The organism is Streptomyces sp. GC420 (genome assembly GCF_009916105.1).
GTDB lineage: Bacteria > Actinomycetota > Actinomycetes > Streptomycetales > Streptomycetaceae > Streptomyces.
Genome location: NZ_JAAAXQ010000002.1, coordinates 86561 through 95492, shown reverse-complemented (window position 1 = coordinate 95492; position 8932 = coordinate 86561). Strand labels below are relative to the sequence as shown.

Here is an 8932-nt window from a genome sequence, read left to right as displayed (position 1 = left end):
CGCCACCTCCGCCCCCACCGGGCTTGCCGGGCGTTCCGACGCCGACGCACACGTCCACGTCGGAGCATTCGCCAGCGCCCCCCGCGTATGCGAGGCCAGCCGGCATCAGGGCGGTCAGTACCGCAAGGACGCCCAGCACGCGGGCAGAACGGATCAGCAGCCCTTCGTGCGATCGGCTGTGATCTTCGTGACGAACCATGTGTCGCCCTCCAGCGTGGCTTGGGACGTGACGGGGTACTTCAGGCGCTGCTCGGCGAGCTTGAGCTCCTTGCCGGAGTCCTTGTAGACGGGCTTCCAGCTGGTCGCGTCGAAGCAGTCGGTGACCGTTGCGGTCTTGCCCTTGGTGTCGACGGCGGTGACCTGAGGCTCCATCTCAGGACGGCCGGTGAACTTGATGCCCATCGACTCGTTGCGCAGGACCGACTTCTTGAGGTCGGTGGCGGCATCGCCCCTGGCGTACTTGGCCAGTTCCTCGGTGTGCAGATCTCCGTCCGCGGCCATCTTGATCTGGACCTCGCGCATGTTCGTGTACGAGGCGAGGACCTTGTCCTTCGCTGCCTGGTCCGGATCGTTGGACGGCGTCGAGGAGGCAGTGGCCGAGGGCGAGGAAGCCGTCTTCTTCGGTGTGTCGGAGCCACAGCCGGCCAGAGCGCCGGCTGCGACGGTGCACGTGAGGACGGCACCTGCGAGTCGCAGGACATGGGTGCGGTGGTGGGTGTTCGAAGCCATCGGCAGATCCCCTTCAGGAGTCGGGTACGGGCGCTGGCGCGCGCTCAGGGCGGACAAAACGCGGCGAGGTGAGTCCTCTACCGCGCTTCGCCGGCTCTGGAGGTGCACGCCAGGCCAGGACCCGGCGAGCCTACGGCCACGGCCCGGGGCCAGTGCCTGGCTCCCAGCCGCGGCAGGGGCGTCGTGCCGTGGTTGAGCCACGGATGACGAGGTGCCAGCGTGTGAAGAGGGCCGCTTCGCACCGAAGCCTGGATGGTCGACTCGGTCGTCCACCCGGTTCCCGACCGGAGGTCGGCCGGTCGTAGCAGTGATGCGGACCCGGATGGCACGAGTCCAGTTCGTAGATGTCGCAACGCGATTTCCCCCTCGCGGTCACGGACGCCGCGTCTCCCACAACGTGATCAGTCCGAGCCTGATTCTGGCCAGAAAGATCAGGTGCAGCCAGGCCCCGTTTTTTCCGGTAGCAGCACTTCCGGTATATGCCTCTGGCGCGGGCGGTTTGGAAACGCTGTGGCCAAGGACTTCACGGCTTGATCAGCAAGGCCGGCCCCGTGGCCCGCAGAGCATTCCGGGCAGCCTCCTGGTCGCCGCCGGTAATGGCGTTAAGTCGACGTTTTACGAACGGGGTGGAGGGGTGGTTCTTGCCGTGAACCGACTGCAGCAGCGTCAGCAGGGCCGTTCCGGTCCGGACGGCGTCGGGCGCGTTGGTGACGGTGAGCCAGGAGGCCGTACCGTTGCGGGCCTGCCGCCGGATTTGGTGGTGTGTGGCATCCAGAAGGCGCTGCCAGGCCGCTGCGGTGTAGACCGAGACGTCGGTGGCCATGGCCGGGTAACCCGCGATCTGAGCGCAGAAGGCGACCAGCTCGAGGGCGTGGAGCGTGTAGTTGTGCAGGGGGCCGTGGCTCTCGGCGAGCTCGTCGCTGATGGTCCGGGCCGCCGTCAGGGCCTCTTCACTGCGGCCGGCGCGGAGGGTATGGCGGAGGTCCTCGATGCGGTGGCCGAGGAACTCGGGGACGGCGGCGGGGACCGGCAAGACAATGGCTGCGCGGCTCATGAACTCTCCCTGGAGCAAGGCGGCTTCGAGCGGATGCCGCCGCCGGGGGGCCGGCGGCGGCATCCGGAATCGAGTCCAGCAACGGCGTGCTGCTCGACCGCGCACGTCAACGGGCGTGGGAGGGCCCTCGGTGCCTGGGCGGCGCTCCCCCGTACGTACACGGCGCGCCGACGTCGGTAGTTGACCGCTTGGGCGAGCCCGGGGCAAGCCCCCGAGCTACGCGGGCGGTTCCTATTTCAATGATCGGAACGGAGTGGGCCGCGCTGTTTCACCAGCCGGAATTCGCGCCGGGCACGGCTGCCAGGTGAAGAGTTCAGGGTGCGAGAGGGCCGGTCGACGAGCGGTCCCAGGCAATGCGTGCCGCGTGGTCCATCAGCTTCAGCAGGTCCGGGGCGGTGGTGTCCTGGTCGAGGTGGCGGTATTCCGTGCTGAGGGTGATGGCGAGCCGCTCGGGCAGGCCGAGGCCGGCGTAGCGGTCTTCCTTGATCAGGATGCGTGCGGCATCGACGGCCGTCCGGCCCTGGCCGTGCATCACATACGCCTGGTCCGCGAGGTCGTCGAGGTAGGCGATGTAGCCCCGCAGGTCGTCGGGGGTCATGAGCGGTCCGTGGCCGGGGACGATCCACTCGGGGTCGAGGTCCAGGATCCGTGCGCAGGCGGCGGCGACGCGCTCCAGTGGGCCGGCCCAGTGCGAGGGGTGGTCTCCCGCGAAGACGATGTCGCCCGCGAAGACCACGCGCTGCTCGGGCAGATGGACGATGAGGTCGCCGACGGTGTGGGCCGGGCCGACCTCGTGCAGCTCCGCGGCTATCTCGCCGACTTCGAGGTCGTGGCGCCCGGTGAACGTCGTGGTCGGCGGGAGAACCTGAATGCCCGCGAAGTCGAACTTGCCGAAATGCTCCCGGAAGTACCAGCCGAACGGCTGGCCGGGGTCGGTGTCATGGATGAGGGCCTGCAGCTGTTCTGGTCTCGGCTCCAGGCACTGGTGCTCAAGGGCGGCGTGGGTGGCGTAGATGTCGGCGCCGGGAAGCTGCTGAAGGCCCCAGGTGTGGTCGCCGTTGGCGTGGGTGACGGCGACCCGGTCCAGCGGAACGTCCGGGCCCGCGGCTGAGCGGACCGCGGTGAGGAAGGCGTCGGTCAGGGCGGGTGTGTAGGGCGTGTCGATGACGAGGGCCTGGCCCTTGGAGACGACGAGACCGCAGTTGGCCAGGCCCCATGTTGCCTCGTGGCCGGGCTGCCAGGCGAAGACGCCGGGCGCGATCTGCTTCAGGTCAGTGGATGCCATGGGCATGCATTGTGCGTGCCGCGGCCGCCCGGAGGAAATCTCTCCGCCGAAGCGGCCGCGGGGCGGCGTCATATGTGGGGCGCGAACGGTAGGAGGAAGAACCGGGCGCCCGGGCTGCCGAACGGCTGGGCGGCGCACATGGTGACGGTGCCCAGCTGGGACGGCGCATGCCGCTCGCAGCACCGGCTGCGGTGGTCCTCGGTGCCGCGCGGGGTCACATAGCCGGCGTGCCGCATCGGCCGCGCGTCGCCGTCGGGGTGGATGTACGCGAGGCTGTGGTCGCGGTAGATCGGCCCCGCCACTGGGTCGTCGTTGACTTCCTTGTCGAGCAGCCGGAGGTCCGCGTTGTCGGGGTGCGCGGCGACCGCCGTGCGCAGCTGCGCCGCGACCTGCGGCGCCCAGCGGGTGTCCCAGTCGACCAGGTGGTGCTCGCGAGCGTCCTCACGCAGGAGCATCCACCGGATCAGGTTGCGTTCGGGCAGCTCCGGGGTCTTGCCCTCGGGCTGGGGGAACATGAGCTTGAAGTCGTCGTTGGCGGCCAGCACGTTCCAGGCGACGTCGTTGATGTAACAGGGCTGGCCTGACACGCCGTTGACGGCCACCTGCCAGGCCGGGTCGACGTTCGTCCCGGCCATCGGGTCCATGGGGAACGGGGGCTCGTAGCCGATCGCGTAGACGTAGAGCGCGGTCCGCTCGCGCTCGTTCATGTTGAGCACCGTGGCCACGTTGTCGAGGAACTCGGTGGTTGGCTGGGGTGTGTTCCCGCGCTCGAACTCGGCGTAGGTCTTCTCCGTGACGAACAGCGCCTGGGCGACCTGGGCCTGGGACAGTCCGCGTGAGCGCCGGCCCCGGCCGGTGCGCTTGGGCCAGCCGAGCTCGACCGGGTCTATCTCTCCGCGCTTCCATTGCAGCAGTTGCTGCAACGCCTCCTTCTGATTCAACTTTGGAACCTTCCCCGTGCTGCCATCCCCGTGCCGCTCCCGCGATATACCGGAAGCGCTCGCTCCTGAAATTCGAGGACCGGAAAATTCAGAGCCTGGTGAGAGGGATCTTGGCCGGGAAGAATCGGCCACTGGATCGAATCCGCGTTGTGGGAGACGCGAAGGTCCTCGACAACCGCGAGGGGGAGTTCGCGTTGCTGCATCCCGTTGTCACTCCGTCCGACCGCACGGGCGGCGCCGTGGCACGCACTATGGCGGTGCTCAGGGCGCTGATCCGTCTCGGGCCGGGTGAACATCCTCTGGCTTCGGTCGCCGACTTCGCGGGGCTTCCCGCGCCGACCGCTCACCGGTATCTGCAGGCCTTGATGCGGGAGGGCGCGGTCGAACAGCGCGGGCCGCGTGCTCGCTACGCGCTGACTGACGCGCTGCACGGTCCCCCCTCGTCGACGCCTGCCCAGCCCCTCCTGGCCGGACCGCCCTCTCCTGCGGTGAGGGCCGAGATCGTCACACTACAGTCGAGAACTGGTCAGGCCGCATTTGTTTACCGACCGCATCTGATCGGCACTCCGATGAGAATCTGCGCGGAACGGGCATACGGGCCACACGCTGACGAGATCCTTACATCACCTCAGATCGCTTTGCGATCTCTTGAATCAGCACCTCTGGAGGCCGACGCGGCCGGACTGGCGATCCTCGCCTGCCTCGGCTCCGTCAGCGACCACAAGATCGACATCGCCCACGTCCGTGAGGAAGGTCACGCCATCGGGCCGTCCCCGCTCCAGGGGCGCACCATGATCGCCGCGCCCATCTGGTACGGCTCGGCCGTCGCCGGCTCGGTCGCACTGCTGGCCAAGGACGCGCCCATGCGGCGCGCCGCCACCCGCGCCCGGTACGTAACTGCCGTGATGGACACCGCCGCGGCGATGAGCGGACACCTCACCCGTTCCGGCACGCGCCGGGCCAGCTGATTGACTGCAAACCCCTACGAATACCACAGAAAGGCGCCACCCTGTGTCCCGTTCAGTCCTGATCACCGGCGGCAACCGCGGCATAGGCCTCGCCATCGCCCGTCACCTCGCCGAGGCCGGCGACCGCGTCGCCATCACCTACCGCTCGGGCGAACCCCCCGAGGGCCTGCTCGCCGTCCGCTGCGACATCACCGACACCGCCCAGGTCGACGCCGCGTTCAAGGAGGTCGAGGAGCAGCACGGCCCCGTCGAGGTCCTCGTCGCGAACGCCGGAATCACCAAGGACCAGCTCCTGATGCGCATGAGCGAGGACGACTTCACCTCTGTCCTCGACACCAACCTCACCGGCGCCTTCCGCGTCACCAAGCGCGCCTCACGCGGCATGCTCCGCGCGAAGAAGGGCCGCGTGGTGTACATCTCCTCCGCCGTCGCCCTGCGCGGCGAGAGCGGCCAGGCCAACTACGCCGCCTCCAAGGCCGGCCTCGTCGGCTTCGCCCGCTCCATGGCCCGCGAACTCGGCTCCCGCGGCATCACGTTCAACGTGGTCGCCCCCGGCCTCACCGAGACCTCCATGAGCGAGGCGCTGAGCGACGAGCAGCTCGAGAACCTCAGGACCCAGATCCCCCTCGGCCGCCTCGCCCGCCCCGAGGAGATCGCCGCCACCGTCGCCTTCCTCGCCTCCGAGCAGGCCGCCTACATCACCGGCGCCGTGGTGCCCGTCGACGGCGGCGCCGGCATGGGCCACTGACCACCGTGACCGCCCGCCACGCTGGAGTCCGATGAGCACATGATCTGACAGTGGGCAGTCCCCCGTGGGCTGCCCCGCGGCAGCAAGACCTTGGTGTGTCCAGCACCTCGGCCCGCCCGCCGCATCTCTGCCACCACCCGGCGATTGTCCAGCCCGCCTGGTGAAGAACCCGGTCCGCAGACCGGGCAACACCGCCCCTGCCAGGGCGGATCACTTGGTTCCGGAAGAACCGGCCCCACCGAAGAGGGGCTCACGCATGCCCGAAAGGAGGGCGTGCCCTGCCCATGATGCAGCATGCCCGCGCGCCGGTCCACGCCGCCGCCGCTCCACCGCGCCTTCCGCGCGGACAACACCGAATATCCACAAACAACCGATACATCCCGGTCCGCGACCATGCCGACCAGGAAATCGGCACCACCGCGTCCCGCCGCACCCGGCGCGGCGACTTTCTGCGCGCCGCCACCTGGGCCATCACCCAGCGCCTGCACCCCAAAGCCGGCAACACCACACTGCGCGTCGCCCGCGACCTCGCCGCCCGCCTGAACGCCGACGGGCACGTCGCCTACTGCCGCGACACAACGTACAAGCGCCTCGGCATCAGCCGGCGCACCCTGGAGCGGCACATCGCTGTCCTGCGCGAACTCGGCCTCCTCGTCTGGGCCGTCCACGGAAGCCGGACCAACACCCGACCCGCCGGAAGCGGCGAATGGGCCGGCACCGCCACCATCTACGCCGCCGTCGTCCCGCGCGCCTGGGACGACGCGGTCGGCCACCGCGTGCGCGGCCACGGCTATCACGCCCGGCACGTCGGATTCACCGACCACGGACGCCAGTTGGCCATCACCGAAGCCCGCCGCCGCACCCGCCCCGCCCGCCGCCGTGACACCCCTTCCTGTAAGACCAACCACCCACGTCCTACAGCTGAGATGAGAGGGAAGAAGAACAACACCAGCGCGCCCCACGGCGCGAGGCCGCGGCCCCGCCGCCGACACGAAGTGCCCGAGCCCTACCGAGCCAGCCCCAGCCAGGCCGCACACGCCGTCTCCGTCGCCGCCTGGATACGCCCCCGGGTGCCATGGACCCAGGGCGAGGGACTGCGCCGCCTCGCCTTCGCCCTGCGGCCCTGGATCGCTACCGGCCTCTCCGCCGCCGACCTCGCCGCCGACCTGTCGGTCTGGCGCGTGCCCCGGCGGCCAGCCTCCCCGGCCAGCATGATCATGGCCCGCTGGAGCGAGACCACCGGCCACGACGAGCCCGCTGCCGACCCCTGCCGCGGCGAGGACACGCCTTGCGGGGTCCCGCCCAACGCGGCCTTTCGGGAGGCCATGGACGCAGTCCGCGCCCGCCTCACCAGGCTGTCGCCGCCCGTCGAACCGGAGCCCGATCCGCCCGGCTTCGTCATCCGCGACCGGATCCTCGCCTCGCTCGCCGAGGCGGACCGGGCCCGCCGCACGCGCACCGCCGAGCAGTGCCTCACCTTCGCCGAGTGGGAGGCCGTCTGCGACGCCAGGGAACGAGCCCCCTGGTGACCCCGCGCCGACCCAGGCCACGCACGTACGGCACGCACCAGGCCACGGCGCCGACGAGGAACCCGACCGCGAAGCTCTCGAACCGGAACACGGCGCCCCCTGCCCGTTCAGGACCCCGCCGCCGGGGCGGCCTCGGGCACGGACTCCTCGACGGTCTCCCCCTGCGCCGCGCCCTCGGCGCCGCGTCGGCGCGTGCGGAAAACTGCCCGCACCGACCGGAACAGGGCACGGACCAGCCGCCACAGACCGATCGCGCCGCAGCCGACCGCCGCGCCGCTGGCGCCCAGACGCGCAAAGGTCTCCAGCCAGCCGGGCCAATGCAGGTAGCCCAGCGTCAGCGATGTGCCGATCAGGCTCAGGCTGAGCACCATCAGGACGCTGCTGTGACCGATCACCCCCCAGGTACGCCTCAGTTCGGCGTAGGCCTCCGGGTTCGCCTCCCGCCACGGGACGCGCCGCCCGGTCCGCTCGTGCTCACTCATCGCTCTCTCCGCTCCTTGCAGACTGAGTTCGGTCGTCGTGAGCCCCGCCCAGGACCTCCCGGGCATGGAGCAGTCCCTCTCCCAGCTCCTCCAGTTCCAGCCGTGCGTCGTCCAGTAGTTGCCGGGGCAGCAGCCCTTCGGGCAGCGCGGGTCTGACTGGCACTACGGCCACGCGGTCGTCGCGGATCGCCGACTCCACCGCCTCCTCCCGCCGTCCGACCTCGACGGCCTGGTCGACCAGGAGCGCGAGCGACTGCGCGTATCCGAGGAGAAGGTCGCGGGCTTCCACGTTGTCCGCCGCCAGCGGCACGAGACCGGCCGCGTCCCACACCAGCCGCGGCAACACCGCCGCCGCGCGCGCCAGCTCGTAGCGCCCGCTGCGCTCGGCGAGCATGCGCAGGCGCTGCTCGTCGGCCAGCAGCCGGTAGAAGACCGCCGCGTACGCCTTGCTCGTTTCGACGACGCGCACGCGGCGCCGGGTGAAGCGCTGGACGGCCGCGGGCAGACCGGCGGCCGCGGCCATGCCGGCCGCGCCAGCCGCCAGGAGACCGGTGGCCGCCGGCAGCAGGGATGTCGCCGGACCCAGAGCGGCGAAGGCAGTCACGGTGAACAGCGCGGTCCGGCCGACCGGGAGGGGCCGGGGAAGCTCGAGGCCTCCCAGCGTCCAGATGTACTGGGGCGGGCGGCGTCCCCATACGCTCCGGCACACCCAACGCCCCAGCCGGTGCTGCTCCGGGTCGAAGAAGCCCGCCTCGCGCAGCACACCCGCGGGGTGCGGCCCGAAGATGTCCCAGCGCAGCCACCCATCCCGGGTCCGCTCCCGTATCAGCAGCGGCGCCTCCATGGCGCCCCGAGCAGCGGCGGGGGTCGAGGCCCGGATGGCCAGCTCGGCGTCCACGGAGTGATGGAGCCGGGCGGCTTCCTGGACGGCGTGGGTCCACCGATCCGGGTCTGCATCGAAGGGCTGAGGCTGTGCGGCGGCCGGCCTCATCGCTGGCCCGCCGCGGCCGGGGCGTGAGCGGGTGCCGCGTTTGCGGTGGAGCCGGGGACGGTGAGCGGGCCGCAGGCGGAGGCGGCGGGCGCACCGGCGAGCACGAGGCCGGCGGCCAAGAGGCGAGGGGCCATGTGAGGAAGTCCTGTTCGGTCGGAGAAGGCACCGTTCACCTCCTACAGGTGCGGCCGAAGCCGCCGGTGTG

The 8932-nt window shown here is 70.6% G+C and carries 9 protein-coding genes; 3 read left to right on the top strand and 6 right to left on the bottom strand.

Annotated elements, in window-relative coordinates; genetic code table 11:
• Positions 1-153: 153 nt before the first annotated feature.
• From GUY61_RS00845 to GUY61_RS00830, 4 genes are all read right to left on the bottom strand, one after another.
• On the bottom strand, positions 154-729 hold the full coding sequence (locus GUY61_RS00845) for a hypothetical protein (RefSeq protein WP_166628064.1): 576 nt from the start codon (positions 727-729) through the stop codon (positions 154-156).
• A 523-nt stretch (positions 730-1252) separates the two neighbouring features.
• The gene (locus GUY61_RS00840; protein WP_166628063.1) at positions 1253-1783 is read right to left on the bottom strand and encodes a hypothetical protein; all 531 of its coding nucleotides are present in this window, start codon (positions 1781-1783) and stop codon (positions 1253-1255) included.
• Between the two features lie 313 nt (positions 1784-2096).
• A complete protein-coding gene (locus GUY61_RS00835; RefSeq protein ID WP_166628062.1) occupies positions 2097-3068 on the bottom strand; it encodes an MBL fold metallo-hydrolase in 972 nt (323 codons plus the stop codon).
• A 68-nt stretch (positions 3069-3136) separates the two neighbouring features.
• Positions 3137-4009 (bottom strand): helix-turn-helix domain-containing protein, encoded by an 873-nt coding sequence (locus GUY61_RS00830; RefSeq protein WP_166628061.1) that lies wholly within the window; start codon positions 4007-4009, stop codon positions 3137-3139.
• A gap of 149 nt (positions 4010-4158) precedes the next feature.
• On the opposite strand from GUY61_RS00830, the gene GUY61_RS00825 reads away from it, so the two are divergent.
• From GUY61_RS00825 to GUY61_RS00815, 3 genes are all read left to right on the top strand, one after another.
• A complete protein-coding gene (locus GUY61_RS00825) occupies positions 4159-4977 on the top strand; it encodes a helix-turn-helix domain-containing protein (RefSeq protein ID WP_166628060.1) in 819 nt (272 codons plus the stop codon).
• Between the two features lie 43 nt (positions 4978-5020).
• Positions 5021-5725: a beta-ketoacyl-ACP reductase gene (locus GUY61_RS00820; protein WP_166628059.1), complete on the top strand. Its 705-nt coding sequence runs from the start codon at positions 5021-5023 to the stop codon at positions 5723-5725.
• A gap of 284 nt (positions 5726-6009) precedes the next feature.
• Complete coding sequence (locus GUY61_RS00815) at positions 6010-7254, top strand: hypothetical protein (protein WP_166627990.1); 1245 nt, start codon at positions 6010-6012, stop codon at positions 7252-7254.
• Positions 7255-7361: 107 nt separating this feature from the next.
• Here GUY61_RS00815 and GUY61_RS00810 read toward each other — a convergent pair whose 3' ends face one another.
• Positions 7362-7736, bottom strand: coding sequence for a hypothetical protein (locus GUY61_RS00810; protein WP_024126706.1), 375 nt, complete (start codon positions 7734-7736; stop codon positions 7362-7364).
• Positions 7729-8634 (bottom strand): hypothetical protein, encoded by a 906-nt coding sequence (locus GUY61_RS39555; protein ID WP_243766062.1) that lies wholly within the window; start codon positions 8632-8634, stop codon positions 7729-7731. Before GUY61_RS39555 ends, GUY61_RS00810 begins: the two co-directional genes overlap by 8 nt.
• Positions 8635-8932: the final 298 nt, after the last annotated feature.